Raw genomic sequence first — 26,183 nt, forward strand, 5'->3', positions numbered from 1 at the left:
TGTTAAACGTCAAGATTGCGAGCAATCAACGCATTCTTTTCGATAAACGCACGGCGTGGATCAACCTCATCGCCCATGAGGGTTGTAAATACTTGATCGGCCATGATGGCGTCTTCAATTTGTACCCTTAACAATCGTCGCGTTGCTGTGTCCATTGTTGTTTCCCACAGCTGTTGGGGGTTCATTTCACCCAAGCCCTTGTAACGCTGCCGGCTCACGGTGCGCTCGGCCTCTGCCAGTAACCAAGCAAAGGCGGCACGAAAGTTTTGCACAACCTGCTCTTTTTGATTTTTTTCAGGATCGCCTCGACGTACGCGAGAGCCTGGCAACACCTTACCGGCAAGCGCTTGGGCGGCACTGGTCAAACTTTGATAATCGTTGCCATGGACAAAATCGGAATTGATTGCTGACAGTTTTAAGTTCCCGTGAATGCGTCTGGACAATAACAACCTAAAGCGCTCAGTGCGATCTTCTTTTTGAACCGTAATTTCGGGCGGCAAAACCAAGGGGTTTAAGCCTTCCGATAGAGCGCTAAGCAAGCGCTTTGCGGAGTCATTGGCCTGTGCCTCGGTATCTAAATTCAGCGGGACACCAGCAGCAATGGCCCGCAACGCGTCTTCATCAATTGTGCGCGAAAGACGATCGACCACCGACTGAATCACTTGATAGTTCTTTGCTAGGTCGACCAAACCGTCACCAGAAATAAGCTCGCCATCGGGAGTTTCAATCGACGCAGACTCAAGCGCTATTTTTAAGAGAAGCTGATTTAATTCAACATCATCTTTAATGTATTGCTCGTTTTTCCCAAACTTCACTTTATATAAGGGGGGCTGGGCAATATAAATGTGGCCCCGCTCAATTAGCTCTGGCATTTGCCGGTAAAAGAAGGTAAGTAATAAGGTTCGAATGTGGCTGCCATCAACGTCTGCGTCGGTCATGATAATGATGCGGTGATAGCGCAACTTATCAGCCTTATATTCTTCCGCGCCAATGCCGGTGCCCAATACGGTGATTAAGGTAACAACCTCTTGGCTCGCTAACATCTTGTCAAAGCGCGCCTTTTCAACGTTCAATATTTTTCCCTTGAGTGGCAAAATGGCCTGAAAGCGACGATCGCGCCCCTGCTTGGCAGAGCCACCCGCTGAGTCGCCCTCGACAATAAATAATTCAGATTTTTCGGGGTCTTTTTCTTGGCAGTCGGCTAGCTTTCCGGGCAAACCAAGGCCATCGAGCACGCCCTTACGGCGCGTCATGTCGCGAGCCTTGCGTGCGGCCTCACGAGCCCGCGCCGCATCAACAATTTTTCCACACAATATTTTTGCGTCTTGTGGGCGCTCTTGTAGATAGGCACTTAAAGCCTCGGCCACAATTTCTTCTATCGGGCCGCGCACCTCGCTTGAAACCAACTTATCTTTAGTTTGACTAGAAAATTTGGGCTCGGGAACCTTTACCGACAAAATACATGTGAGGCCCTCACGCATATCATCGCCCGAAATTTCAACCTTGGCTTTTTTAGCAATTTCGTGCTCGTCGATATATTTGTTAATCACCCGCGTCATTGCGGCGCGAAGACCGGTTAGGTGGGTTCCTCCATCGCGCTGAGGGATGTTATTGGTAAAACAGAGGACCTGCTCACTGAAGCTATCATTCCACTGCATAGATACTTCTGCCGTAATTTGACCACCTAGATCGGATGGCCGCATACCTTCGGCATAAAAAATATTGGGGTGGAGCACGGTTTTGGTCTGGTTAATATATTCAACGAACCCACGCACCCCGCCAGAAAAAGCGAAGTCTTCTTCTTGGCCGCTGCGCTGATCAATTAGCCGAATGTGCACCCCGTTATTTAAAAAGGAAAGTTCGCGAATGCGCTTCACCAAAATTTCATAGTGATATTCAACCTTGCCGAAAATGGTTTCGTCGGCCAAAAAATGCACCTCGGTGCCCGACATTTCCGTTTCACCAGTGACGGTGATGGGCGAAATGGCCACGCCATTTTCCATTTGAATGTTTGGGTTTTGAATCACGCCGCGCGCAAACTCCATATAGTGCGACTTGCCGTCCCGTCGAATGGTGAGCTTTAACCATTTGGATAGCGCATTAACGCAACTCACCCCTACGCCATGTAGTCCACCTGAAACCTTGTAGCTATTTTGGTCAAACTTGCCACCAGCGTGGAGCTCGGTCATGACAATTTCTGCGGCGCTGCGCTTGGGATCATTCTTGTCGTCGTACTTAATTCCAGTGGGCACGCCGCGGCCATTATCAACAATGGATAAGGAGTTGTCGGTTTGAATCACTACGATAATTTCTGTGCAATACCCGGCCAAAGCCTCATCGATCGAGTTATCTAAAACCTCAAATACCAAATGATGCAGTCCCGTACCATCCGAGGTGTCGCCAATATACATGCCGGGACGCTTTCGTACCGCATCAAGGCCCTCGAGAATTTGAATTGATGACGCACCATACTGCTCAACTACTTTAATTTCTTCAGTCATTTTTTTCTAATTTAAATTCGCATTGGCATCACAACATACTTAAAGGACTCGGATCCTGGAAGGGTTATGACGGCGCTACTATTGGCATCACCAAGGCTTATTTGTAATGTTTCGTGCTTTAGGTTGGCCAGCACATCGAGCAAGTAACCAACATTAAAGCCAATTTCAATCGCATCGCCATTATATTGCGTTTCAATCTCTTCCTGTGCCTCTTCCTGCTCGGCGTTGGTAGATTGAATCGTAATGCGATCTGGGCTCAAAGAGAAGCGCACGCCTTTAAATTTTTCAGTGGTTAAGATGGCGGCGCGCTGCAGGGCTGCCTGCAACTCTTCGCGTTTCATGGATAAGGTGTTTTTTTGTCCTTTTGGAATGACCCGCTGAAAGTCGGGAAACTTGCCCTCAACTAATTTAGAAATTAATTCGATCTCACCAAAATTAAATTTCACCTGGTTGCTGGTCAAACTGATTTGCAGTGGCGCGTCTGATTCTTCAAGCAGGTGCTGACACTCAAGAATGGTTTTTCTGGGAATGATAATTTCTTGTCTTTCGCCGTTTCCGCTTGGCGGGCTTGCAAGCTCAATTTGACTAAACGCCAAACGATGGCCGTCAGTTGCCACCGCAATAACTTGCTTGCCCTCTACCACCAACAGCATGCCATTTAGATAGTAGCGAATATCTTGCTGTGCCATAGCAAAGTGCACTTGGCTAATTAGTTGACGAAAATCTTTTTGGGGCATATTCCAAGATGCTGTTGTTTCTCCCACGCCTTGCATTACTGGAAACTCAGAGGCCGACAGCGTTTGTAAAGTAAAGCGGCTGCGCCCACTTTGCACCACCATGCGTCCCTCTTTTAAGCTCAGCGCAACCGGCCCTTCGGGCAATGAACGCAAAATATCTAACAACTTTCTTGCAGCAACAGTCGTGATTACGTCTTCAGCACCAACTCCAAAATTTGCCGTGGTGGTAATTTGAATTTCAATGTCGGTCGAGACGAAGGCGACTTGCTCGCCCGATTTTTTAAATAACAGGTTTGCCAAAATAGGCAAAGTATGGCGGCGCTCAACAATGCCACTAACGACCTGTAAAGGCTTTAATAAATTATCACGAGATGTATTAACCAGTTGCATTGCTTTTAAGTCCTTGTATATATCTTTATAGTAGTAGTAATAAGGGCGGCCAAAACAGGGGATAACTCAAATAGGTATTTTAAAACAACAATTTACAATCACAAAAAGCTGTGGATAAGTTCTGTATAAGCCGCGGACAAAATCTGTATAACTTCCTAGTGGCAGTCGATTTTCTCCTCAACCAATAGTTCTTCACAACTTATTCACACATTATCCAAAGGCTTATCCACAAGCAAAATTAAGCAAACTAGCCCTTTAGGGTTTGTTCAATAACGTGAATCTCGTGGTTTAAGTGACTATCGTGCGCACGCTCCTCATTAATTTTTCTTACCGCATGTAAAACCGTCGTGTGGTCACGACCACCAAAAAGATCGCCAATTTCAGGGAGACTCTTTTGGGTTAATTCTTTCGCCATAAACATCGCAATTTGACGCGGCCGGGCAATATTTGCTGGACGCTTTTTCGAATACATGTCTGCCACCTTTATATTATAGAAGTCTGCCACCGCCTTTTGAATACTATCGACAGAAATTTGGCGATTTTGGATTGATAACAAATCTTTGAGGGCCGCCCGCGCAACATCGATTGTGACTTCGCGACCATGAAAGCGTACAAAGGCCAAAATTTTCCGCAGGGCGCCTTCAAGCTCGCGCACGTTGGAGCGCAGATGCTTGGCAACAAAAAAAGCCACATCTTCCGACATGGGAATGCCCTCTTGAGCCGCCTTTTTCATCAAAATAGCGACCCGCATCTCAAGCTCTGGTGGTTCAATTGCCACCGTCAGGCCCGAATCAAAGCGCGAAATTAAGCGCTCGTCGATGCCCACGATCTCTTTTGGATAGGTGTCACTCGTAATAATGACTTGCGAGCGATTGCTTAAAAGGGCCTCAAAGGCGTAGAAAAACTCCTCTTGGGTGCGCGATTTGCCGCTAAAAAACTGGATATCATCAATTAACAGCAGGTCTAATGAGTGATAGTAGCGCTTGAAACGATCAAAAGCCTTTTGTTGGTAAGCGCGAACCACGTCGGAAACGTATTGTTCGGCGTGAATATATCGAATTCGTGCACCAGGCTTTTCTTTTAAAAGGTGGTTGCCAATGGCATGAATCAAGTGGGTTTTACCCAACCCCACCCCACCATATAAAAACATCGGGTTATATGAGGTGCCCGGGTTGTGGGCCACTTGAATTGAAGCGGCTCGAGCTAATTGATTGGCCTTACCGGTGACAAAGGTATCAAAAGTTAGGGCTGGATTTAGCTTAGAGTGGTCTTCGATATCAAATACCTGCTCATCGCTAAAGCCAACTAACTCTTCGTCATCAAGGGCGGAGTTGGGGTCAAGACCAATTTGGGTGGCGCCCACCAAAGCGGGTGTCGCGGCACTATTCAGGACGCGATCGACTGCATCAGGATCAACTTCAAGGACAAAACTGAGGTTTATCGGGGTGGCAAAATAGGCCGTAGCTAACTCTTGAAAGCGTTCAGCAAAGGTTTTTTTAATCCAATCGAGCTTAAAGCGATTCGGGGCTGTAATAGTTAGCAATTGCTCACTCTCAACAAAGGAGCCCAGCTTAAGGGGTTGGACCCAGGTTTTAAACTGCTGCGGCGACAGCTCACGCGCTAGCAAACTTAAGGCCTCATCCCAAAATATAAGGGGGCTAGAGGCTTGCAGTGAGGGGGGAATTTGGGGATTAGACATATTATGAGATATTGATTGTAGCTAGCTCTGAAAGTTACCCACAAGCACTAAAAGCGTGGAAAACCTGTGGATAACTTGTTAACAAGTAAAAAAATCGTAATAAAATCAGCGCAATGCTCATAAAAATATCAAAATAACTCGCAAAAATTGTGAATTCTCGATCACGAAATTGAATCAATGGTTGACCTTTTGGGCCGTAGCAAGGAAAATGGTCGGCTTTCCCAGGATTGATCATGAAAAGAACTTACCAACCATCAGTAACCCGCCGCAAGCGCACGCACGGCTTTCGCATCCGCATGAAAACGCGCGGTGGACGCCTAGTGCTAAATGCCCGTCGCGCCAAGGGTCGCAAACGCCTCGCAGTTTAAGTTTGCGTTGAAAAGCGCCAGAATTGCAGAGCTTCTAAAAACGCCCCCCAAAAGCAATAAATCTTGGGGCGTGTATGTTGCCGAACCCCAAAACCAAAACCACCCCGACCTAGGCATTGCAGTAGCAAAAAAATGGGTAAGAAGGGCGGTTGATCGCAATACATTAAAGCGTATGCTCCGCAACATAGCGCGCACCACACAAGCACAAACCCTGCATCACGATAAAGTAATTAAGTTGCGCCATGCTGTGGGGAAAACCACACGTGGGCGCTTGCGCCAAGCCGAGTTCAGCAACTTACGCAACAAAATAGCGGAATTAATTTAATGCGCGTATTGAGCCTCTTGGGAATTTACTGCATCCGCGGTTATCAAATCGTCTTGGCACCTTATGTGGGCGGCCAATGTAAGTTTGAGCCAAGTTGTTCGCAGTACGCCTGCGATTGTTTGCGCAGCCACCATTTTCTTAAAGGCGTACGCTTAAGTGTATGGCGAATTTTGCGTTGCAACCCCTGGACTCATGGTGGCTACGATCCGGCAACAAAATCTAAACAAACCCTCAAGACCTAGGCGAATTATTTTTTATGGATATTAAAAGAACAATACTTTGGGCCATTTTTGCCATTTCTGGGCTAATGCTTTACAACAATTGGTTGGTACATGAAGGGCGTCCGAGTTTGCTCGGCGGGCCAACACCAACCGCGCTTAGCGGTGGCACAAAACCACTTGATGCCAACAAAGGTGATTTACCGCCGCAAGCGGGGGCCGCAGTAGCGCCGCCCAGCAATGCACCAGCAAGCCCAGCAAAAGACGTCAACCTCTCAAACCTTAGCGTGTTGGAGCAAAATAACGGCGAAAAATTTGTACTAGAAAACGATGTTTTGCGTTTAGAGCTTAGTGCCAACGGTGCAAATATTGTTAATGCAAAATTATTACAAGAATTTAATGCCGACAAAACCCCCGTCGAGCTATTGCAATTAAACGCAACCCATCAATATATTGCGCGCTCAGGACTGATCGCTGGCGCCAATCTTGAGCTACCCAATCACAACTCAGTATTTAAGCTGCAGTCCTCTGGCAAAGATGGTGCGGGCCGGCCATTTTTGGTGATGGGCGCAGAACGCAATGGGGTGAAGTTAGAGAAATTATTTTTGTTAACTCCTGGCTCTTATGTGGTTCAGGTTGGCCATAGCGTAACGCAGAGCAGTGCCAGCGCCGGACCCATTATTTTATATACCGAATTAGTGCGTGACGGTAGCGAAAAACAAGAGAGCCAGTTTTATAGTACTTTTACAGGGCCTGCGGTCTATACCCAAAAAGATAAGTTTCAAAAGCTGAGCTTTGCTGATATCGATAAAGGCAAACAAGAAATTCCCAAAGATGTACCGGCGGCTTCTCCGGCATGGATTGCCATGGTGCAGCATTATTTTGCGAGCGCTTGGATACCCGCTGACAAAACTGTACGCGATATCTATGTCGGAAAAATAGACAAGAACCTATTTCGGGTGGGCATGCAAATTCCGCTAGGGACAATCGCTGCTGGTACAACCGTTACCGAAAAGACCCGTTTATTTATTGGCCCGCAAGAAGAAAGCATGCTTGAGGGCATAGCACCTGGTCTCGAGCTATTAAAAGATTACGGCTATCTCACCATTTTGGCGAAGCCAATTTTTTGGCTGTTGGAAAAAATTCACGGTGTGGTTAGCAATTGGGGTTGGTCGATTGTTTTGTTAACCGTATTAATTAAGCTAGTGTTCTTCCCGCTCTCCGCGGCTAGCTATAAATCGATGGCAAGAATGAAAGAAGTGCAGCCCCGCTTAACAACCATGCGCGAACAATATAAAGGCGATCCACAGAAATTAAATGCCGCAATGATGGAAATGTATAAGAAGGAAAAAATTAACCCGCTTGGCGGTTGCTTGCCAGTCGTGGTTCAAATCCCGGTATTTATTGCTTTGTATTGGGTGCTGCTATCGTCGGTTGAAATGCGCAATGCACCATGGATTGGTTGGATTCACGATCTTTCAATGCCCGACCCATATTATATTTTGCCAGTCATTATGGCTATATCGATGTTTGTTCAAACCAAATTAAACCCCAAGCCACCCGACCCTATTCAGGCTAAAGTGATGATGTACATGCCACTCATTTTTTCGGTCATGTTCTTTTTCTTCCCCTCGGGCTTAGTGCTTTACTGGGTCGTTAATAACCTGTTATCGATTGCCCAGCAATGGCAAATTAACAAAATGTTTGGAAAAAAACAAGCGGCCTAGGCCCGCTAATAATGCTTGCTAGAAAAACCCCTATTATTGCGATTGCTACGGCGACTGGCGGCGCGGGGGTTGGTATTGTGCGCATTAGTGGCGCCCCCATCCCACCCGATTTAATGCAAACGCTGGTGGGCACCACACTGGTAGCGCGACAAGCCACTTTAGTGTCGATTAAAAATGCCGCTGGACAAACCCTAGACCAAGCCCTAGCACTATTCTTTCCAGCGCCTGCTTCGTTTACTGGTGAAGATGTTTTAGAGCTGCAGTGTCACGGCGGCCCACAATTATTGCAGTTGATTGTTAAGCGCTGCTTAGAGCTTGGAAAAAAATGCGGCCTAACCATTGCTGCGCCTGGTGAATTTACACAGCGCGCTTACCTCAACGGCAAAATTGATTTAGCTCAGGCCGAGGCAGTTGCTGATTTAATTGGCGCCCAGAGCGAAGCCGCGGTGCTGGCCGCCACACGTTCATTGCAGGGGGCTTTTTCACAAACAATCGATGCCCTAGTTGAGGAAATTATTGCCTTACGAATTTTGGTTGAGTCAACCCTTGACTTTCCAGAAGAAGAAATTGATTTTTTAGAAAATGCACAGGCACATCAGCGCCTCCAAAGCATTGGCTTGCGCTTGGCTGACTTACAGCAAGCTGCAACTCAGGGGACAATCTTGCGGGATGGTATTCAACTTGTATTGGTAGGCGCACCCAATGTCGGTAAAAGCGCACTACTCAATCGGCTTGCTGGGGATGAGCTGGCAATTGTTACGCCGGTTGCCGGAACCACCCGTGATCGCATCAAAGCCACAATTAATATGGGGGGCTTACCAGTACACGTAATTGATACGGCCGGCCTGCGCCTTACTCAAGACCTGGTTGAGCAGGCGGGCATTGAGCGCACATGGCAAGCAGTTCAACAGGCCGACGCAATTCTTTTTTTGCGCGATGGCAGTGAACAAAGTGTTGAGGCAGAACAAGCCGAGCAGGAATTACAAAAACGCGTTGCCACTACCGCTCCCGCGAGTTGTGCAATATTCCTGGTTATTAATAAAGCCGATTTACGCACAGATGAAAATAATCAAGCCAGCAATCTGGCGGGCGCTTTAAGTATTTCTGCTAAAACGGGTTATGGCATTGAGGCTCTTAGCCAGCACATTCTCAAGTCTGTGGGATGGTCTGGTACCAACGAGGGACTTCTCATTGCCAGACAACGTCATGTTGATTCTATTCGTTTGGCGGCAAGCCACTTACACAATGCCAAAGGCCATAGCGCGAATGGTAATCAAACCCTTGAGCTCTTAGCAGAAGAATTGCGCCTTGCACAAGAGCGACTCGAGGACATTTCTGGCAGAACCTTGCCAGATGATTTGTTGGGCAAAATATTTAGCCAATTTTGCATTGGTAAGTAGGGCTCAGTGCTGGGATTGGGCCCAAGGGAAAAAGGGCTTAAATAAGCCGTAAATGTTAAAATCGTTTTCTTTATAAAAAATGCAGTGAGGGTTTCCAATGAACCAACCAGCAATCCAAGGCGTGCTGAACTTAAACACCCCTGCCTATGTTAAAAATCAGCAATTAATTCAATGGGTTGCAGATCTTGCCGCCCTTACAAAGCCAGATCAAGTGCATTGGTGTGACGGCTCACAGACAGAATACGATCAGCTTTGTGAACTGCTGGTGCAAGCGGGATCTTTCAAGCGGCTTAATTCTGCTAAACGCAAAAATTCCTACTTGGCCTTATCCGACCCACAAGATGTAGCACGCGTAGAAGATCGTACGTTTATATGCGCAGAGAAAAAGGTCGACGCAGGCCCAACGAATAATTGGGTTGATCCAAAAGAAATGCGCGCCACCTTAAATCCTTTGTTTTCAGGCTGTATGCGTGGCCGCACCATGTATGTGGTCCCATTTTCAATGGGGCCAATTGGTTCGCCAATTGCCCATATCGGAGTTGAGCTTTCCGACAGCCCTTATGTAGCAATTAATATGCGCATCATGACCCGCATGGGAAAAGCAGTAATCGATCAGCTGGGCGCCACGGGCAATTTTGTGCCCTGTATACATACTGTTGGTAAGCCGCTGGCCCAAGGCGAAAAAGACGTTGCTTGGCCCAACAACTCAACCAAATATATTGTGCACTTTCCCGAAACCCGTGAAATCTGGTCTTATGGTTCGGGATATGGCGGCAATGCTTTGCTTGGTAAAAAATGCTTTGCTTTGCGCATCGCTTCAACCATGGGCCGTGATCAAGGCTGGTTAGCCGAGCACATGCTGATCTTGGGGGTTACCAATCCCGCTGGAAAAAAATATCATATCGCCGCAGCTTTTCCATCGGCTTGTGGCAAAACTAACTTTTCCATGATGATTCCGCCCGCAGGTTTTGAGGGCTGGAAGGTCACCACCATTGGCGATGATATTGCCTGGATTAAGCCGCGGAAAGATCCACTAACCGGGAAAACGCGCTTATATGCCATTAATCCAGAGTCAGGCTATTTCGGCGTTGCTCCAGGGACCAATCGAGTTACGAATCCCAATTGCATTGATTCTTTAAATCGCGATGTGATATTTACGAATGTCGCGCTGACTGACGATGGCGATGTTTGGTGGGAAGGGCTAACAGAGACCCCGCCAGCTCATTTAATCGATTGGCAGGGCAAAGATTGGACTCCCGCAGATGGAGTAGCAGGGCGCAAAGCAGCACACCCAAACTCGCGCTTTACGATGGCTGCCACCAATAATCCCGCGGTAGATCCCAGTTGGAATGATCCCGCAGGCGTGCCAATCGACGCATTTTTATTTGGTGGACGTCGCTCCAGCACTGTCCCGTTGGTCAGCGAAGCCCGTGATTGGGTAGAGGGCGTTTATATGGCTGCGACGATGGGCTCTGAAACCACCGCAGCAATTACAGGCGAAGTGGGTGTAGTGCGACGCGACCCATTTGCCATGATTGCTTTCGCCGGTTATAACATGAGCGATTATTTTCAGCATTGGCTTAATGTGGGCAAAAAACTAGCCAGCGAGGGCGCAGTGTTACCAAAAATTTATTGTGTCAATTGGTTTCGTAAGAATGCGCAAGGTAAGTTTGTCTGGCCGGGCTTTGGTGAAAATATGCGCGTGCTAGCTTGGATTTTGGAGCGCGTGGAGGGAACGGGCAAAGGCCAAGAAACCGTTTTTGGTATTTGTCCAGAGCATGCTGATTTACATTGGGCGGGCCTCGATTTTTCATGCGAGCAATTTAATACCGTTATCTCGGTTGATAAAGCAGCATGGAATGCCGAGTTGAAATTACATGCAGAGTTATTCGAGCAATTAAAAGAGCGCTTGCCCCAAGAGCTATTGGAAACCCGCAGCAAAATTGAAGCGCGCCTTAGTAGTTAAGTGTCGCCTTACCAAGACGACATTTTATTAGTTGGGGCTGGCATTGCTGGCGCAGCAATTGCGCAAGTATTTTTACAACAAGGCAAACGCGTGCGGGTATTAGATGGTGGACCCAAGCCCGCCTCTGGAGCCTCAGCTCATGCTTTTGCTTTAGCCCATCCAGGCCTAATACGCGCGCGACCGTTACTACAGCGCTTAACGTACATTGCTTTTGCTTTAGCCAAACAAACATGGCAGCCCTATTGGCGCGAAGAAGGTATTTTTCAGCCACTTAAACCCAACACCGGATTAAATGAAGCTTTGCTGAACGAACAATTGGCGAGTGTAGGCTTTAATGACGCCTCTGCGCAAATTCTGCGCGCTGGTGAAGCGCGGCAATTAACTGGTGTTGCCCGTGATGGTATTTGGTTTCCACAGGGCGCAACCATCAATTTAGAAAAAACCTGCGCCACCATTTTTAGTCAACCCGATGCGCTAATGTATCAAGCAAATACACAAGTTGCCAGCATTCGTCATGACGGTGTAAATTGGCACGCGCTTGATCGACAAGGCCAATCGCTAGCGAAAGCAACATCATTGGTATTGGCATGCGCCCATGGCGCAAAACAGTTAGTGGCAGATTGGCAAATTCAGCTTCCCCTAAAACCCGTTCGTGGTCAGCTGAATCAATTTCAAATTTCAGCAAATAGTGCTTGGGCAGCCTATTTGCCCAGTGCGGCCATTTCAGGCGAAGGTTATTGTTTGCCTGCGCAATATGATGAAGTAAGTAAAACGTATTCCTGGGTAGTTGGCTCGAGTTACGATGAAAATGAAACTAGCCTAGCAGCATGGCCAAGTAGCGATGCGCACAATCGTCAGCAAGCTGCAGCGCTACTTCATTATGAGCGGGGCAATTTAGCCGAACTGAAGCTTGCTGGCAGTTATGTCGGCATACGCTGCGCGGCTCACGATCGACTGCCGATTATTGGTGAGGTGCGCGCGTTGCCGGGCCTCTACATTGCCACTGCGCTGGGCTCGAGGGGCGTGTTGTGGTCGGCTTTAGCGGCCGCCATTATTTCAGCGCAAGTGCAGGCGCGCGTTGAGCAACAAGCCTTAGCTGGCGCTAGCGATCAAGCGCCCTCAGCCGCTTTAGCGCGACTGGCGCGCTTGGGCTTATCGGCCGATTTACTTGCTGCCGTCTCGCCCGCCCGCTTTTTGACTGGTGCCTTACCTGCCGCTTTAGCTTCAAATTCAAAACCAATTTTTCCACTAGGATCTAGTGCCAAATAAGCTTTAAAGCCGCGACCCGTACGATTTGATTTGAAGTTAGTGAGCAAGTCGGTTTTGCCCGTAGTTAATAATTTTTTCAACTGCTCTGTGGAAATTTCTTGTTGTAAAACTACCTTGCCAGTTTTAAAGTCACACGTTTTATTCGGGCCAGTATTGTGTTCGCAGATATAACGCATGCCGTCTTCATAAATGGCGCCCGAGCATTTTGGACACACGCCCAAAGCTTCGCGACCCGTAAAATCAATGGCCTCAGTTTCATCGTTAGCACTATTGCCAAAATCAAACTCTAGCTTAAAGCCCGCATTGGGATAATCTTTGTCATCCTCGGGAATTTCGCTTAATTTAATAATGGCCGCAAAAGGACGGCCCATTTTGCTACGAAACCCCTGCAATGGACCGATGGTTTTTTCTTGCAACAGACTTTCTACTTCGGGATATTCGAAAGCTCGCCCACCCGGAGTTTTGCTAATCGTAAAGCCACACTGTTCGCAAGCAAAGCGCCGGTAGTTTTCTTTAACTGCTTTGCCGCAATGAGGGCATGGAGTTTTTAGGGTGGCGTAATCGCCCGGAATGGTATCGCTATCATATTCTTTAGCGCGCTTCACAATGCGTTGCGTCATCTGCGCAATTTCTTGCATGAAAGTTTCGCGCTTCATTTTGCCCTGCTCAATCAGAGCCAGTTTATTTTCCCAGTTGCCAGTAAGGTCGGGGCGCGTAAGCTCCTCAACATCAAGACCACGCAGCAAGGTCATTAACTGAAAGGCTTTGGCGGTGGGAATTAATTCCCGTGCTTCGCGCACCATGTATTTTTCAAATAGTAAGCCTTCAATGATGGCTGCGCGCGTGGCCGGCGTTCCCAGGCCCTTTTCGGCCATTGCCTCGCGCATCTCATCATCATCAACCCATTTACCAGCGCTTTCCATGGCCGAGAGCAAAGTAGCTTCGGTATAGCGAGCAGGCGGTTTGGTTTTAAGCGGCACTACCACTACCGCCTCATTTTGTACTGTTTCATTTGCTTGAACAGGCACTAATTCATCGTCAGCCTGAATCGATTTACCGTAAACAGTAAGCCAGCCAGGACTCACTAAGACACGCCCCTCAGTTTTAAAGTGATGGCCTGATGATTCAGTAATACGCGTGGTAACGCGAAACTCAGCTGCAGGAAAAAATACCGCCAGGAAGCGGCGCACTACTAAGTCATACAACTTGTATTCAGGCTCGCTTAAATTTTTCGGTGCCTCAAGGGTGGGAATGATGGCAAAGTGATCAGATATCTTCGAGTTATCAAAAATACGTTTGTTGGGCTTAATCCAACCATAACCCGCTTTAGCTTTGGGATCGGTCGGGTCGCCGTGTAAGATTTGTTTTGCAAAGGGCTTATATTCCTGCGAATGCTCGGCCAAATTTTCGATGGTTTGTTTAACCGTATCGAGATAGTCTTCGGGCAATGCTCTAGCGTCGGTACGCGGGTAGGTTAATACTTTATGGCGCTCATACAATGCCTGCGCTAAGCCCAAAGTATTTTTTGCTGAAAAACCAAAGCGGGCGTTGGCCTCGCGTTGCAAGCTGGTTAAATCAAAAAGCTGCGGGGCAAGCTGAGTAGCGGGTTTAGCCTCTTCTTTTACCGTGCCTTTTTTACCGCGACAGGCGGCCACAATGCTTTGGGCGGCGGCTTCGCTCCAGAGGCGATTTTCACGCAGATCAGTCTCGGCTGGATCCTTCTTAAATTTCGGATCAAACCAGCGGCCCTCATAAATACCAGCAGCAGCGATAAACTCAGCCTTTACCTCCCAATAATCTTTAGAAATAAATTGCCGTATTTGTTCTTCTCGCTCAACCACCACCGACAGGGTTGGGGTTTGCACACGGCCTACCGTAGTCAGAAAAAAGCCACCACTTTTACTATTAAAAGCAGTCATGGCGCGCGTACCATTAATGCCTACTAGCCAGTCGGCCTCTGAGCGGCAGCGGGCGGCATCAGCTAAGGGTTGCATGTCAAGGTCGGGCCGTAAATTTTCAAACCCAGAGCGAATGGCATTGGGAGTCATTGATTGCAACCAGAGTCGCTTGATCGATTGTGAGGCTTTGGCGTGCTGTGCAATTAAGCGAAAAATGAGCTCGCCTTCACGTCCTGCATCGCAGGCATTAATTAAGCCAGTAATATCTTTACGTTTAATCAGTTTTTGTAACACCTTGAGGCGTGATTCAGTTTTAACAATTGGTCGCAAGGCAAAGTGGGGCGGAATCACCGGCAGGTTAGCGAAAGACCATTTGCCCCGTTTAACCTCATACTCTTCTGGTGCAGCAATTTCCAGCAAGTGACCAACTGCTGAAGAAATTACAAAATCGGCGTTTTCAAAATAATCGTCGTATTTTTGGAAACCACCTAAGGCCTTCGCAATATCATTCGCTACCGAGGGCTTCTCAGCAATGATCAAGGTTTTAGTTTCACCGTCTGCAGAAGCGGAGGGTTTAGTTTTGGTAGGTGCTTTTGCCACGCGGGAGCCTAAAGTTGAACTTAAAAAGAAATGAGAATTATTAAAAAGAAGGGTAATTTAACCTGATTTTGTTAGTCATCGGCAAATTCACCCTTTTTTATTATTAACCGATCTTTTAGGAAAAGTCCAAATTCATTGTTTTTGCAACAAACGCAGGCGCTCTCCAGGCAGTCGCTCAATTAAGCCCTTAGCCTCTAGCAATAAGGCCTGAACCAGGGCTTCTTGGGTAGAAATGCCACTTAAAAGACAGATTTCGTCGATGGAGCTGGGGTGATAATTAATCCACCGAAGCAGTGGAAAATCTGCAAAAACGGGTGATTTAGGGGATAAATCACCGGTGATTTCACTGTGCAGAGGTATTTGCCGGCTGGTTTGAAGCCCGTAAGCGGGCAATTCGCTCACAATATCGTCAATACTGGTCACTAACTTCGCCCCAGATTGAATGAGTCGATGGCAGCCCTTGGCAAGCGTTGAGTGGATTGAGCCTGGCAGAGCGAAGACTTCGCGACCTAGTTCGGCTGCAAGATGCGCGGTAATTAAAGATCCGGACTTCGTCGCAGCCTCAACTACCACAACCCCCAAACAGAGTGCTGCAATCAAGCGATTACGGCGCGGAAAATGAAAGGCTTTGGGGGCGGTTCCCGCAGGAAATTCGGATAAAAGTAGGCCTTGGCAGGCAATTTCTTGAGCAAGTTGCTCATGCTGTGGGGGGTAAACCACATCTAACCCAGTTGCACCAACGGCTAAAGTGAAGCCTTTGGCCCTCAAGGTGCCGCGGTGCGCGGCGCCGTCAACCCCTAGCGCTAGGCCAGAAACTACTCCAAAACCCCTTTCTACTAGGCCTTGTGCTAAAAAAGCGGCATCGAGCAAGCCTTGTCGAGAGGCAGCTCTTGCACCCACAATGGCAATTAGGGGCTGGCGATTAATTAGCGCTACATCGCCCGAGGCATAAATTGTCGCCGGCGGGTCGTGAAGGTCGAGAAGCTGGGGTGGATAGTTGGGTGCGCCACGGCTAATAGCCAAAATCGTAGAAGTTTGCATCAATTCATTGTCGGCGTAGGGAAATTTTTGTCTGTCAGGACAGCTTTATTACTCTGTTGGATAATTCTTACATGGCACTATTAGAAGTTCTCCAATATCCCGACAAGCGCTTGCATAAAATTGCCAAGCCAGTGGCACAGGTCGACTCTCGCATTCAAAATATTGTGCGCGATATGGCCGCAACAATGTATGCGGCACCGGGTGTTGGTTTAGCTGCAACCCAGGTTGATATTCATGAACGCATTATTGTGATTGATATTACTGAAGAGCAAAATCAACTTATTGCTTTAATTAATCCCGAGTTAGTTTGGGCGAGCACAGAAAAAAAATCTTGGCGGGAAGGTTGTTTGTCGGTACCAGAATACTTTGATGAAGTAGAGCGCGCAGAAAGCATTAAAGTTAAAGCATTAGACCCTAGCGGAAATGAATTTGAGCTTGAGGCCGATGGTTTATTAGCGGTTTGCCTACAACACGAAATGGATCACTTAATGGGCAAGGTTTTTATCGAGTACCTCTCACCTTTAAAGCGCGCGCGAATTGCTTTAAAAATGAAAAAGCGCGCGATCGATTTATTAACTCGTTAGTGCATCAGCACAGCGGCCTAAAAACAGGTGAGCCATTTATGAAGGTTATTTTTGCTGGCACACCTGAGTTTGCTGCGCAGTCATTACGGGCAATTTTGGCTGCTGGTCATCAAGTAGTGTTAGTGCTTACTCAGCCTGATAGGCCTGCTGGTAGGGGCATGTTAATGCAAGCAAGCCCCGTAAAGGTACTGGCTCTAGAACATGATATTCCGGTGCTGCAACCGCCCAGTTTAAAAATAAAGCCGGGTGAATTAGAAAACAATTCTTTAGTCCAAGCAGCGTTCGATGCTATCACTCAAACCGATTTCGATCTAATGGTAGTGGTTGCATATGGGTTGCTAATTCCCCCGGCCATTTTAGATTTAACCGAAGCCAATGGACGCTGGGGCTGCTTTAATGTGCACGCTTCTCTTTTGCCGCGTTGGCGCGGGGCAGCACCTATTCAGCGGGCAATCCAAGCGGGCGATAGGCAAACTGGTATCACGATTATGCGCATGGATGCAGGGCTTGATACCGGGGATCAGGTCGCGTTGCAAAAGACGCCCATCGCTGCTGATGAGACTAGCACCAGCTTGACCGATCGATTAGCCATTATGGGCGCACAATTAATAACCCAATGTTTAACAACGCTACAAATGGGCCAGTCACTCAGGCGCATGCCTCAAGCAAACGAAGGCGTTAGCTATGCGCAAAAAATTCTCAAAGGTGAGGCTGTTGTAAATTGGTCTAAAAGTGCTAACGAAATTAATCGGCAGATTCGTGCGTTTAATCCCTTTCCTGGGGCTAGTACTCGGTTAAATGGTGAGGTGCTCAAAATTTGGCATTCACAAATAGCTAGCTATACGATGCCAAAGGAAGTGACTGCAGGCACTGCATTAGTTGGAGCAATTTTTTGTGGCCCCAATGGTGAGGTGTTGGTGAGGTGCGGGGAAGGCATGATTGAATTGCTTGAAGTACAAAAGCCGGGAAGAAATAAAATCAGTGCACGCATTTGGTTTTTAGCTTTAGAACAACATCCCCAGCAGCAGTTTCATAACGAATCTTGTTAATGGGGCAGTTAAGGCAAACCCAACAAAGTATCGGCCTGGCAAAAGCCATTAGTTTGTCTGCTACCGCAATAGATGGGATCATGGCAGGCCAATCATTAACGCAAATTATTGAAGACTTACCCGCCCAAGAGCGACCCATTGTGCAAAGCCTCACATTCGAGACCTTGCGCCAGTGGCGGGGGGCGCATCAGCTAATTAAAGAATATGTACCTAAAGCGCCCAGCCAGCGACTAGACCATCTTTTGAGCATCGCCATTGTGCTATTAATGCAGCGCCAGATAAATATGAAGCGGGGGTATCCTGCTCATACCGTGGTCGACGAAGCAGTGAAGGCGTGTGACGCCTCAGTTCAGACCAAGCACGCGAAGGGATTAGTGAACGCAGTATTACGAAAAATTAGCATGGCAATCACCGAGCTGGACCAAGGACCCAATAAGGTTACCAAGATTGATGTAGGGGGCGGGTATCTACCGCCATGGTGGTTAGCCCAACTAAAGGCTAGCTACCCAAGTCAATGGAAACAACTCTGCTTTCATCAATCACAACACCCGCCGCTAAGTTTACGTATTAATTTAAGCAAAATTACCCGCGTCGCTTATCTCGAACTATTGGCGCAGGCTGGCCTAGCTTATGAAGAAATTCCGCCTATTGCAGGCCATACCTTAGAAGGCGCACTTTCTTTGCAAGTACCACGTCCAGTGACAGAAATCCCTGGCTTTACAACTGGCTTAGTATCGGTTCAGGATGCGGGTGCACAGCTGGCAGGGCTCTTGTTAAATCTTCAGCCGGGCGAGCGGGTTTTAGATGCTTGCGCAGCACCTGGAGGAAAAACAGCGCATTTACTTGAAACTGCCAACATTAAGTTACTTAGCCTAGAAATAGACCCACACCGGATTAGCAAAATTGCTAGCAATCTAGCCCGTTTGGGGCTAGCATCCGAAGCCCACCTTATTAAACAGGCAGATGCAGCTCTAAGCAATTGGTGGGATGGGCAATTATTTGATAAGGTCTTATTAGATGCCCCCTGTTCAGCCTCAGGAATTGTGCGGCGCCATCCGGACATTCCTTTTTTACGCCGAGAAAACGATATTGCGCAACTACAACTAAGCCAACGTGCCTTACTAAACTCCTTATGGCAAGTATTAAGGCCTGGCGGTTTAATGTTGTATGTCACTTGCTCGCTTTTTCCAGCCGAGGGGGAGGAGCAAGCTAGCTGGTTTGAAGCAAATTATGCCGATGCATTACGATTAGAGTCTATTGGCCAGCTTCTGCCGGCCAAAACGCACGATGGCTTTTACTATGCTCTATTTAAAAAGAATGGTTCATGACGCGGCGACTTAACAATTGGATCTTGTATTTAATTTTAGGCTTAGGTTTAGGGCTGAGCCCATTAATCTATGCCGAAGGAATTAAAGTTAAGGCAGCAGAAATTGAACGGGTTGACACCGACTGGCTGTTAAACGCCGTTTTTAATATTGAGCTATCGCCCGGGTTAGAGGATGCTTTACAAAAAGGTTTGGTTTTAACATTTCAAACTGAGTTTGAACTAACTCGGGGGCGTTGGTATTGGTTTGATGAAAGACCCTCACAGGTGACGCGACAAACGCGGGTTTCTTACCAGCCTCTCACCAAGCAATATCGAATCTCTACGGAGGGTTTTAGTTTCTCTGTAGCAACTATGCGTGAGGCCCTACAGGCAGCCGGTACGATCGGGGGTTGGCGCGTTATTGAGCGCGCCAATATTGATTTGGGTAAAACCTATATTGCGGCATTACGCATGACCCTAGATTTAAGTAAGCTACCCAAACCATTTCAAGTTAATGCGTTAAATAATCGCGACTGGAATGTTTCAAGCGATTGGTTGCGTTTTCCATTCTCACCCAGTTTCCAGAACGTCATCGCGCAATGATAAGTAGCCCTATTCCTGCCCGTTGGAGCGCTGCGCTAGCAAGGGAGGGCTGGAAACGACGCGCCCTACCTATAGCCGTAACCGCTTCTGGATTTTTGGCTTTAGTGTTATTAATATTGCTTTCAGTTGCTTCATCCAACACCGCATTTTTCGATAACAATTTTATTTGGCTCTATAGTGTCAACGTTGTTGTTGGACTTTGTTTGTTAACGATCATTTTGGTGCTGGGCGCAGTGATAGCGGTACGCTGGAAAGAGCGCCGTTTTGGCGCGCGCTTGGTGGCTAAATTAGCCATGATTTTTGCTTTAGTCGGAGTGGTGCCAGGTTTAATTTTGTATGGTGTTTCTTGGCAGTTTGTCTCGCGTAGTATTGAAACATGGTTTGATGTCAAAGTTGAAACAGCGCTTGGAGCTGCGCTTGAGTTAGGGCGCACTACCTTGGATGCCTCTTTACAAGAATTGCAAGATGATGGTAGCAATATCGCTGAACAATTGACGCGCTTGCCAAATAATGCCAGCGCTGCCGAATTAACACTTATATTATCGCGGCTACGCGCCCAAACTAATACTCAAGAATTAGCAATTTTTAATACTCGGCAGCAGCTAATTGCGATTGCTATTTCTGGTAGCAATATTCAGGAAGCCCCGCCTCCCTCAGCGAGTTTATTGGCACAGGCTAATAAATTAAAAGGAACTGGCACCATTGATGAGCGTATTGAGGGGGATGGTTCCCAAAGTTATTTTTTACGTGCAGTAGTCCCGATAAGTCAGGGCAGAGTGACCTCAGCAGCGGGCAACTTTGGGATCAGCCCACAAGGCCTTCGAGAGGCTAGGTATTTGCAATTAGTTAAGCAGGTTCCTCCTAGTGTCACTAAAAATACCCTGGCAATTCAAACTGCATACAGCGATTATCAGGAAAAGGCTTTAGGGCGCACTGGCTTACGCAAAATGTATATTGGTACCTTAACCTTAACCCTATTTTTTGCCCTGTTTGTCGCAGTAAGCCTTGCGTTATTGTTGGGCGGAGAATTGGCTAAACCCCTATTAATGCTTTTGCGGGGGACAGAGGCAGTTGCACAAGGCGATTTATCGCCCAAGCCTGAGTTAGATACAGGCGACGAGCTAGGCATGTTAACGCGTCAATTTAATATGATGACCAAACAAATTGCCGATGCACGCACAGCGCAAGAAGAATCCAAATCATTTTTACAGTCGATTTTAGATAGTCTTACTGCGGGGGTATGTATCTTTGATCAGCAATATCGTTTGGTTTCCAGTAACCCAGGCGCCGATCGTATTTTTGGGACCGAATTAGCGCCAATGCGGGGCCAACAAATCAACGCTTTTCCCTTGTTAGGAGAGTTTGATGCTGCCATTCGCGAAGGCTTTGCAACTTTGCATATGGCAATTTCAGGTGAAGCAAGCCAAGCCAACCATAAAAAACCTAGCGCCACCATATGGCAGAAGCAAATTCAGCTACATGCGATAAATGAATATGAAAATGAAGTTGGTGTAACGCTTTTTGTGCGCGGCACCGAGTTAAGTCATGAATTGCGCTTGATTGTTTTTGATGATATTACTGATGTCGTTACGGCCCAGCGCTCCATTGCTTGGGGCGAAGTAGCACGGAGACTAGCGCACGAAATAAAAAATCCTTTGACACCAATTCAATTGTCTGCCGAGCGTTTGCAACAGAAATTAACGGGCGCAGTAACCCCCGAGTTGGAAGAAATGATGAAGCGTAATACCGCAACTATTATTGGTCAAGTGCAAGCAATGAAGCAAATGGTCAATGAGTTTCGTGATTTTGCAAAAACCCCATTGCCACAATTACGACCTGTTTCGCTGAATGCCTTAATACAGGAAATTTTGGGCTTATACGAAGGCAGCCCAATGGAGGTTCAGCTTGACCCCAAATGCCCAGACATTTTGGGTGACCCCACTCAACTGCGGCAGGTTATTCATAACTTACTCCAAAATGCCCAAGATGCTACGCTTGAAGGTAAAGACCATACCGCTTTGGTGGAAGTAAGGACTAGTGTTGTACCTTATGGAATTGGGGCCCATCCCCAACAAAATGCAGTACGCCTCACAATAAGTGACTCAGGCTGCGGATTTCCAGCTAAGATATTGGCAAGGGCGTTTGAGCCCTATGTTACAACCAAGAGTAAGGGAACAGGTTTGGGCTTAGCGGTGGTAAAAAAAATCATTGATGATCATGGCGCCAAAATTGAGATTCAGAATCGTTTACAAGGCGAAATACTGATTGGAGCCAAAGTTGCCATTGTATTTATGAACCTTGCAAAAGAGCCCGCTTAATATGGCAAATATTTTAGTTGTTGACGATGAAATGGGTATAAGAGAATTACTCAATGAAATTTTGAGTGATGAAGGCCATACCGTTTATTCTGCAGAAAGTGCCATTCAGGCGCGTACGATTCGTGAGCAAATGCGGCCCGATTTGGTCTTGCTCGATATTTGGATGCCTGATACCGACGGCATTACATTGCTAAAAGAGTGGTCAAAGAGTGGCCAGCTCACCATGCCAGTGGTGATGATGTCGGGGCATGCCACGATCGATACCGCCGTAGAGGCAACCCGCATAGGGGCAATGAATTTTTTAGAAAAGCCGATTGCTTTGCAAAAATTACTGAAGACGGTAAATAAGGCATTAGAAAAATCGCTGAAAAGACCCGAACCAGAAGATGCTTTGGCCGCAAATGGCGCATATTCCCCGGGCCAACTTAAAACCGGTGTAGCGCTCGATGCCGCGGCCAGCGCCAAGAGCGGCCAGCCTGAATTAGAGTTAATTAGCGGCATTGCAAAAAGTTATTTTGATTTGCCTTTGCGTGAGGCTAGAGACCTATTTGAAAAGGCCTACTTTGAAAATCAAATGCAAATAATGGGCGGGAGTATGACGAAAATTTCTGAATTTACGGGTCTCGAACGGACACACCTTTACCGTAAACTCAAAGCACTGGGGATAGACACCTCAAGAAATAAGGGCGATTGATTTATAATTGCGAGTCTTGGCCTGGTAGCTCAGTCGGTAGAGCAGAGGACTGAAAATCCTTGTGTCGGTGGTTCGATTCCGCCCCGGGCCACCAAGTATCACATTGAAGCACCCTAGTCAAGCGGCTAGGGTGTTTTCATTTCAGCGTAAGCGTAAAAATAATTTACGCTCAGCCCACTTTATCAAATGCTAGTCCCCATCTCGTTATATGTTTGAGGAACGCAACAGAGCGCAAACCACACAACAGCCGAAGCCACACGAAAAAAATTTACAGCAATTAATTACAGCAACGCCAAATTTAATTTATCTGCGAGATGGCGAAGTTGTTTTATACAAGCGTTCTTCCACACCAATTTATCAGTGCCGCTTTAAATTAGCCGATAAGGGTTGGGTTAGGGTTAGCACACACAAAGCCAGCTTAGAGGGCGCTGTAGCCGTTGCCTGTGATTTATACGACGAAGCACGATACAGACAACGATTAGGCTTAGCACACACAACACAGAATTTCGCACACATCGCTGAAGCAACGCTAAAAGAATTGCGACAGCAAATTGATATGGGTAGTGGAAAGACAGCGTTTCATTCTTATGTCAGTTGTATAGAACGGTATTTCATTCCTTACTTTGCGGACAAGTATTTAGAAAAGCTCACACACAACGACATAACTGAATTTGAAATGTGGCGTAATCGGCAAATGGGCAAGTTGCCCAAAGCCAGCACACTGAATAATTTTTCAAGTGCGTGGAATAGGCTGATAGCTACGGCTGTTAATAAGGGTTGGATAAGCGATAGGACGCCTGTGCCCAAACTCAGTAGCGGCGGCTTAAAAAGCAAACCTCGTCCCGCATTTACGAGAGAAGAGATTGATTATCTCTGTGAATATATGGTCAAGTGGGCACAGACAGGCAGATTGGCTGTGGAGCGAGAAATGCGCCCCTTATTGCGTGATTATGTTGAACTGCTGCTGCTAACAGGTATGCGACACGGCACTGAAGCAATGGGCTTAGAGTGGCGCAATATCGAATGGCACACACACGAGGGTAAAAAATATTTACGCTTGTGGGTCAGTGGTAAAACGGGCGGTAGATGGTTGATTGCCAAACACAGGGCTGTAGAGGTGCTGCGACGATTACATCAAAGACAAACTGACATTAAAGATATTGAATTTGAAGTGCTGTTAAAAACTAGAGTGCCGCATAAGCTATTTCGATTCAGCGACGGCTATCAACCACCAAGTTTGAATGGCACATTTAGGCGATTAATGCGCGATAGTAAGTTAGAAAAAAATAGTGAAGCACAGACTAGAACTTTGTATTCGCTGCGTCATACCTACGCTACACTAGAGCTTTTAGAAAATGGCACAGACATACACACGCTAGCAAAACAGATGGGCAATAGTGCGGTAATGATTGAACGGCATTATTCAAAATTAACGGCAACTATGGCTGCAGATAAGTTGGCTTAGAGATACTCTAAGGATATTTTTTGAGGAACACAATGGCTGAAAGAATGAATAATCTAACCGGAAAAGAGTGGCTGCAAAATTCTTTTAGTATTTGGCGCGATATCTCAAAAACCACAGAAGAGAGAAACACTAAGCACCCAGCACTATTTCCGCAAATTCTTGCTGAAAAACTAATACAAATCTATACAAAAGAAAACGGTGAAGTGATACTTGATCCATTTTTAGGTATTGGTTCTACGCTTAAGGCCGCATATGTGCTCGGCAAAAAGGGGGTCGGCATAGATTTAAACGAGGAATTTATCTCAATTGCTAAACAGAGAATCGATTTACAAAAAATTGAAACAAAAGAAGTAACAGAAGTTAAAAAGCATAAACCAAAGATTTATTGTGACGACTCTCGTAATTTACTTAAGCATGTCAAGCCTAATTCAGTTGATTTAGTTGTTACTTCACCGCCTTATTGGAACATACTCAATCAAAAGCGAACAGCAGATAAAAAAAATATTAGAAACTATTCAGATTCTGACAATGATTTGGGAAATATTCAAAGCTATGAAGAATTTCTTGAAAACTTAAAAGATGTTTTTCAAAAAGTTTATGTTGCGCTGAAGCCCAACAAGAGATGTTGTAGCGTTGTAATGGATATTCGAAAAAAAGATAAGTTTTATCCATTGCATGAGGACCAATCTCGAATTATGCGAGAAATTGGATTTGAACTAGAGGAGTATGTGATTTGGGATAGGCAAAAAGAATATAACAATATGAAAACGCTTGGATATCCGTGGGTCTTTAGATTTAACAAAGTGCATGAATATATTTGCGTTTATTGGAAACGTTAAAACATTTCTGCTTGTAGCTTTTCTAATTTTGTTGAATCACTTTTACGAGTAATTGAGGTTTTAGCTTTGCGAGACTTTTTTAAGTCGATACTTAACATTCCATACTCGTTACCCCAACCGTCATAGCCATCCCTAACCTGCCGCGCAAAAACATCAAGCTTTCTTCCTTTAAAATGTTTTGTAATTAATTCATAAAATGAATTTGGCTTAACACTATGGGCTGTTGCTGATTCAGTAAAGCAGGTTTTCATTTTTCCTAAAGAAGCTTTTTCAAATACAGCTTTTCCCCTATATCCGAATAAAATATGTTCTGTGGTGATTTGATAAGGCCCAAATGGGCATGGCCCTGTCTTCTTATCCCAAGTTATCATTGTGTAAAACGTGAATCCCCATTTTTCCATTAATTCAAATGCCATTTTCAAAATAGGCTCACCCGTTTTTTTATCTTTGCTATTTGTTGCCCATAAGAATAAAAAAGATTGCTCTTCAGCCCAGCTTTCAACGGGTAACTGAAGTAATTCTTGCTTTGTCATAGTTGGATAATCGAGCTTTGTCCCCTGATTTGGACGAACCCCCCTCTTGCCCGTCTTCCCCTGTGGCCACGGTGGGTCAATTATTAAAACTTTATATTTTTTTGTTGGATAAGAAGTTTTCTTATTAATAGCTGCATTAGACACTTAAAACCTCATTTAAAAAACGGCCTCATTTCAACGGGAAGAATTGAATTTTTAATAACGGCAGATAAAGATTCACTCCAAGTAAATATTGTTATCGATTTATCGGGTGCAAAATTTAAAAGCCTATCGCGTATAGGCTTATCGACCAACAAAATATTTACTTCATTGGAAACTCCGGCAGTAGAAACTAAAAACGCAAAACAAGCTCTAGTAAGCTTCGCATAACAATGCAATTCACCAATTTCTTTGAGACTTAAACCAGATATAGCACGATTCAACAACGCTAATTGTATTGTATTGTCACTCTTTCTTTTTAACACCCCTAAAACATCTGGACTAAATTCCCATGAAGAATAATTTGGCAATGACTTAATGTGAGGACTATTGATTTTTGCAATTTGCGAAGGTGAAGTATGGACTTCTAAAATTTCAAATTCATTTTTAAAATTATCATTAATAAAAACAGGCAACCAATTTGCTAGCTCACTGGATAGTTTATTTTTGTCCAT

21 protein-coding genes, 1 tRNA gene and 1 pseudogene are annotated in these 26,183 nt (G+C 46.2%); 16 read left to right on the forward strand and 7 right to left on the reverse strand.

Annotated elements, in window-relative coordinates; genetic code table 11:
* Positions 1-2 precede the first annotated feature (2 nt).
* From gyrB to dnaA, 3 genes are all read right to left on the reverse strand, one after another.
* On the reverse strand, positions 3-2,501 hold the full coding sequence (gene gyrB, locus LZT22_RS01825; protein ID WP_233923337.1) for a DNA topoisomerase (ATP-hydrolyzing) subunit B: 2,499 nt from the start codon (positions 2,499-2,501) through the stop codon (positions 3-5).
* A gap of 11 nt (positions 2,502-2,512) precedes the next feature.
* Positions 2,513-3,628, reverse strand: coding sequence for a DNA polymerase III subunit beta (gene dnaN, locus LZT22_RS01830; protein ID WP_233923338.1), 1,116 nt, complete (start codon positions 3,626-3,628; stop codon positions 2,513-2,515).
* Between the two features lie 247 nt (positions 3,629-3,875).
* Entirely contained in the window at positions 3,876-5,327 is a 1,452-nt protein-coding gene (gene dnaA, locus LZT22_RS01835) for a chromosomal replication initiator protein DnaA (protein WP_233923339.1), read from the reverse strand.
* 233 nt (positions 5,328-5,560) lie between these two features.
* Here dnaA and rpmH point away from each other — a divergent pair, with 233 nt between their 5' ends.
* From rpmH to mnmC, 7 genes and pseudogenes are all read left to right on the forward strand, one after another.
* Positions 5,561-5,695 (forward strand): 50S ribosomal protein L34, encoded by a 135-nt coding sequence (gene rpmH / locus LZT22_RS01840; RefSeq protein ID WP_233923340.1) that lies wholly within the window; start codon positions 5,561-5,563, stop codon positions 5,693-5,695.
* Positions 5,655-6,020 (forward strand): ribonuclease P protein component, encoded by a 366-nt coding sequence (gene rnpA, locus LZT22_RS01845; protein ID WP_255700885.1) that lies wholly within the window; start codon positions 5,655-5,657, stop codon positions 6,018-6,020. Before rpmH ends, rnpA begins: the two co-directional genes overlap by 41 nt.
* On the forward strand, positions 6,020-6,262 hold the full coding sequence (yidD, locus tag LZT22_RS01850) for a membrane protein insertion efficiency factor YidD (protein WP_233923342.1): 243 nt from the start codon (positions 6,020-6,022) through the stop codon (positions 6,260-6,262). The genes rnpA and yidD overlap by 1 nt, the downstream gene beginning before the upstream one ends.
* Before the next feature lie 14 nt (positions 6,263-6,276).
* A complete protein-coding gene (gene yidC, locus LZT22_RS01855) occupies positions 6,277-7,965 on the forward strand; it encodes a membrane protein insertase YidC (protein ID WP_233923343.1) in 1,689 nt (562 codons plus the stop codon).
* An 11-nt stretch (positions 7,966-7,976) separates the two neighbouring features.
* Entirely contained in the window at positions 7,977-9,365 is a 1,389-nt protein-coding gene (gene mnmE / locus LZT22_RS01860; RefSeq protein ID WP_233923344.1) for a tRNA uridine-5-carboxymethylaminomethyl(34) synthesis GTPase MnmE, read from the forward strand.
* Positions 9,366-9,462: 97 nt separating this feature from the next.
* Positions 9,463-11,331 (forward strand): phosphoenolpyruvate carboxykinase (GTP), encoded by a 1,869-nt coding sequence (locus tag LZT22_RS01865; protein WP_233923345.1) that lies wholly within the window; start codon positions 9,463-9,465, stop codon positions 11,329-11,331.
* Positions 11,332-12,390 (forward strand): annotated as a pseudogene (gene mnmC, locus LZT22_RS01870) (FAD-dependent 5-carboxymethylaminomethyl-2-thiouridine(34) oxidoreductase MnmC); the annotation flags it as partial.
* Between the two features lie 50 nt (positions 12,391-12,440).
* Here mnmC and LZT22_RS01875 read toward each other — a convergent pair.
* Entirely contained in the window at positions 12,441-15,098 is a 2,658-nt protein-coding gene (locus tag LZT22_RS01875) for a DNA topoisomerase III (RefSeq protein ID WP_233923346.1), read from the reverse strand.
* A 132-nt stretch (positions 15,099-15,230) separates the two neighbouring features.
* A complete protein-coding gene (gene dprA, locus LZT22_RS01880) occupies positions 15,231-16,139 on the reverse strand; it encodes a DNA-processing protein DprA (RefSeq protein ID WP_233923347.1) in 909 nt (302 codons plus the stop codon).
* A gap of 71 nt (positions 16,140-16,210) precedes the next feature.
* Between dprA and def the strand changes: the two genes are divergently transcribed.
* The 9 genes from def to LZT22_RS01925 all read left to right on the forward strand — a co-directional run bounded on the left by def (position 16,211) and on the right by LZT22_RS01925 (position 24,997).
* Positions 16,211-16,723: a peptide deformylase gene (gene def / locus LZT22_RS01885; RefSeq protein WP_233923348.1), complete on the forward strand. Its 513-nt coding sequence runs from the start codon at positions 16,211-16,213 to the stop codon at positions 16,721-16,723.
* Positions 16,724-16,761: 38 nt separating this feature from the next.
* Positions 16,762-17,772, forward strand: coding sequence for a methionyl-tRNA formyltransferase (gene fmt, locus LZT22_RS01890; protein WP_233923349.1), 1,011 nt, complete (start codon positions 16,762-16,764; stop codon positions 17,770-17,772).
* Positions 17,772-19,100: a 16S rRNA (cytosine(967)-C(5))-methyltransferase RsmB gene (gene rsmB, locus LZT22_RS01895; protein WP_233923350.1), complete on the forward strand. Its 1,329-nt coding sequence runs from the start codon at positions 17,772-17,774 to the stop codon at positions 19,098-19,100. The genes fmt and rsmB overlap by 1 nt, the downstream gene beginning before the upstream one ends.
* The gene (locus LZT22_RS01900) at positions 19,097-19,681 is read left to right on the forward strand and encodes a DUF4390 domain-containing protein (protein ID WP_233923351.1); all 585 of its coding nucleotides are present in this window, start codon (positions 19,097-19,099) and stop codon (positions 19,679-19,681) included. The genes rsmB and LZT22_RS01900 overlap by 4 nt, the downstream gene beginning before the upstream one ends.
* Positions 19,678-21,999: an ATP-binding protein gene (locus tag LZT22_RS01905; RefSeq protein WP_233923352.1), complete on the forward strand. Its 2,322-nt coding sequence runs from the start codon at positions 19,678-19,680 to the stop codon at positions 21,997-21,999. The genes LZT22_RS01900 and LZT22_RS01905 overlap by 4 nt, the downstream gene beginning before the upstream one ends.
* Position 22,000: 1 nt before the next feature.
* A complete protein-coding gene (locus LZT22_RS01910; protein ID WP_233923353.1) occupies positions 22,001-22,693 on the forward strand; it encodes a response regulator in 693 nt (230 codons plus the stop codon).
* An 18-nt stretch (positions 22,694-22,711) separates the two neighbouring features.
* Positions 22,712-22,787 (forward strand) — tRNA-Phe (locus LZT22_RS01915).
* Positions 22,788-22,901: 114 nt separating this feature from the next.
* Positions 22,902-24,158 (forward strand): tyrosine-type recombinase/integrase, encoded by a 1,257-nt coding sequence (locus LZT22_RS01920; RefSeq protein WP_233923354.1) that lies wholly within the window; start codon positions 22,902-22,904, stop codon positions 24,156-24,158.
* A 32-nt stretch (positions 24,159-24,190) separates the two neighbouring features.
* Positions 24,191-24,997: a DNA methyltransferase gene (locus tag LZT22_RS01925; protein ID WP_233923355.1), complete on the forward strand. Its 807-nt coding sequence runs from the start codon at positions 24,191-24,193 to the stop codon at positions 24,995-24,997.
* Here LZT22_RS01925 and LZT22_RS01930 read toward each other — a convergent pair.
* Positions 24,994-25,674: an S-adenosylmethionine-binding domain-containing protein gene (locus LZT22_RS01930; protein ID WP_233923356.1), complete on the reverse strand. Its 681-nt coding sequence runs from the start codon at positions 25,672-25,674 to the stop codon at positions 24,994-24,996. The two genes, LZT22_RS01925 and LZT22_RS01930, sit on opposite strands and share 4 nt — an antisense overlap.
* Before the next feature lie 8 nt (positions 25,675-25,682).
* Positions 25,683-26,183: a hypothetical protein gene (locus LZT22_RS01935; RefSeq protein WP_233923357.1), complete on the reverse strand. Its 501-nt coding sequence runs from the start codon at positions 26,181-26,183 to the stop codon at positions 25,683-25,685.

The organism is Polynucleobacter sp. IMCC 29146, assembly GCF_021395195.1.
GTDB lineage: Bacteria > Pseudomonadota > Gammaproteobacteria > Burkholderiales > Burkholderiaceae > Polynucleobacter.

Coding starts and splice junctions, on each gene's coding strand:
- dprA (WP_233923347.1), bottom strand. CDS start 16,139: ATGCAAACTTCTACGATTTTGGCTATTAGCCGTGGCGCACCCAACTAT.
- rpmH (WP_233923340.1), top strand. CDS start 5,561: ATGAAAAGAACTTACCAACCATCAGTAACCCGCCGCAAGCGCACGCAC.
- LZT22_RS01925 (WP_233923355.1), top strand. CDS start 24,191: ATGGCTGAAAGAATGAATAATCTAACCGGAAAAGAGTGGCTGCAAAAT.
- LZT22_RS01900 (WP_233923351.1), top strand. CDS start 19,097: ATGACGCGGCGACTTAACAATTGGATCTTGTATTTAATTTTAGGCTTA.
- gyrB (WP_233923337.1), bottom strand. CDS start 2,501: ATGACTGAAGAAATTAAAGTAGTTGAGCAGTATGGTGCGTCATCAATT.
- fmt (WP_233923349.1), top strand. CDS start 16,762: ATGAAGGTTATTTTTGCTGGCACACCTGAGTTTGCTGCGCAGTCATTA.
- LZT22_RS01920 (WP_233923354.1), top strand. CDS start 22,902: ATGTTTGAGGAACGCAACAGAGCGCAAACCACACAACAGCCGAAGCCA.
- dnaN (WP_233923338.1), bottom strand. CDS start 3,628: ATGCAACTGGTTAATACATCTCGTGATAATTTATTAAAGCCTTTACAG.
- dnaA (WP_233923339.1), bottom strand. CDS start 5,327: ATGTCTAATCCCCAAATTCCCCCCTCACTGCAAGCCTCTAGCCCCCTT.
- LZT22_RS01910 (WP_233923353.1), top strand. CDS start 22,001: ATGGCAAATATTTTAGTTGTTGACGATGAAATGGGTATAAGAGAATTA.
- mnmE (WP_233923344.1), top strand. CDS start 7,977: ATGCTTGCTAGAAAAACCCCTATTATTGCGATTGCTACGGCGACTGGC.
- def (WP_233923348.1), top strand. CDS start 16,211: ATGGCACTATTAGAAGTTCTCCAATATCCCGACAAGCGCTTGCATAAA.
- rnpA (WP_255700885.1), top strand. CDS start 5,655: ATGCCCGTCGCGCCAAGGGTCGCAAACGCCTCGCAGTTTAAGTTTGCG.
- yidD (WP_233923342.1), top strand. CDS start 6,020: ATGCGCGTATTGAGCCTCTTGGGAATTTACTGCATCCGCGGTTATCAA.
- LZT22_RS01905 (WP_233923352.1), top strand. CDS start 19,678: ATGATAAGTAGCCCTATTCCTGCCCGTTGGAGCGCTGCGCTAGCAAGG.
- LZT22_RS01865 (WP_233923345.1), top strand. CDS start 9,463: ATGAACCAACCAGCAATCCAAGGCGTGCTGAACTTAAACACCCCTGCC.
- rsmB (WP_233923350.1), top strand. CDS start 17,772: ATGGGGCAGTTAAGGCAAACCCAACAAAGTATCGGCCTGGCAAAAGCC.
- LZT22_RS01935 (WP_233923357.1), bottom strand. CDS start 26,183: ATGGACAAAAATAAACTATCCAGTGAGCTAGCAAATTGGTTGCCTGTT.
- yidC (WP_233923343.1), top strand. CDS start 6,277: ATGGATATTAAAAGAACAATACTTTGGGCCATTTTTGCCATTTCTGGG.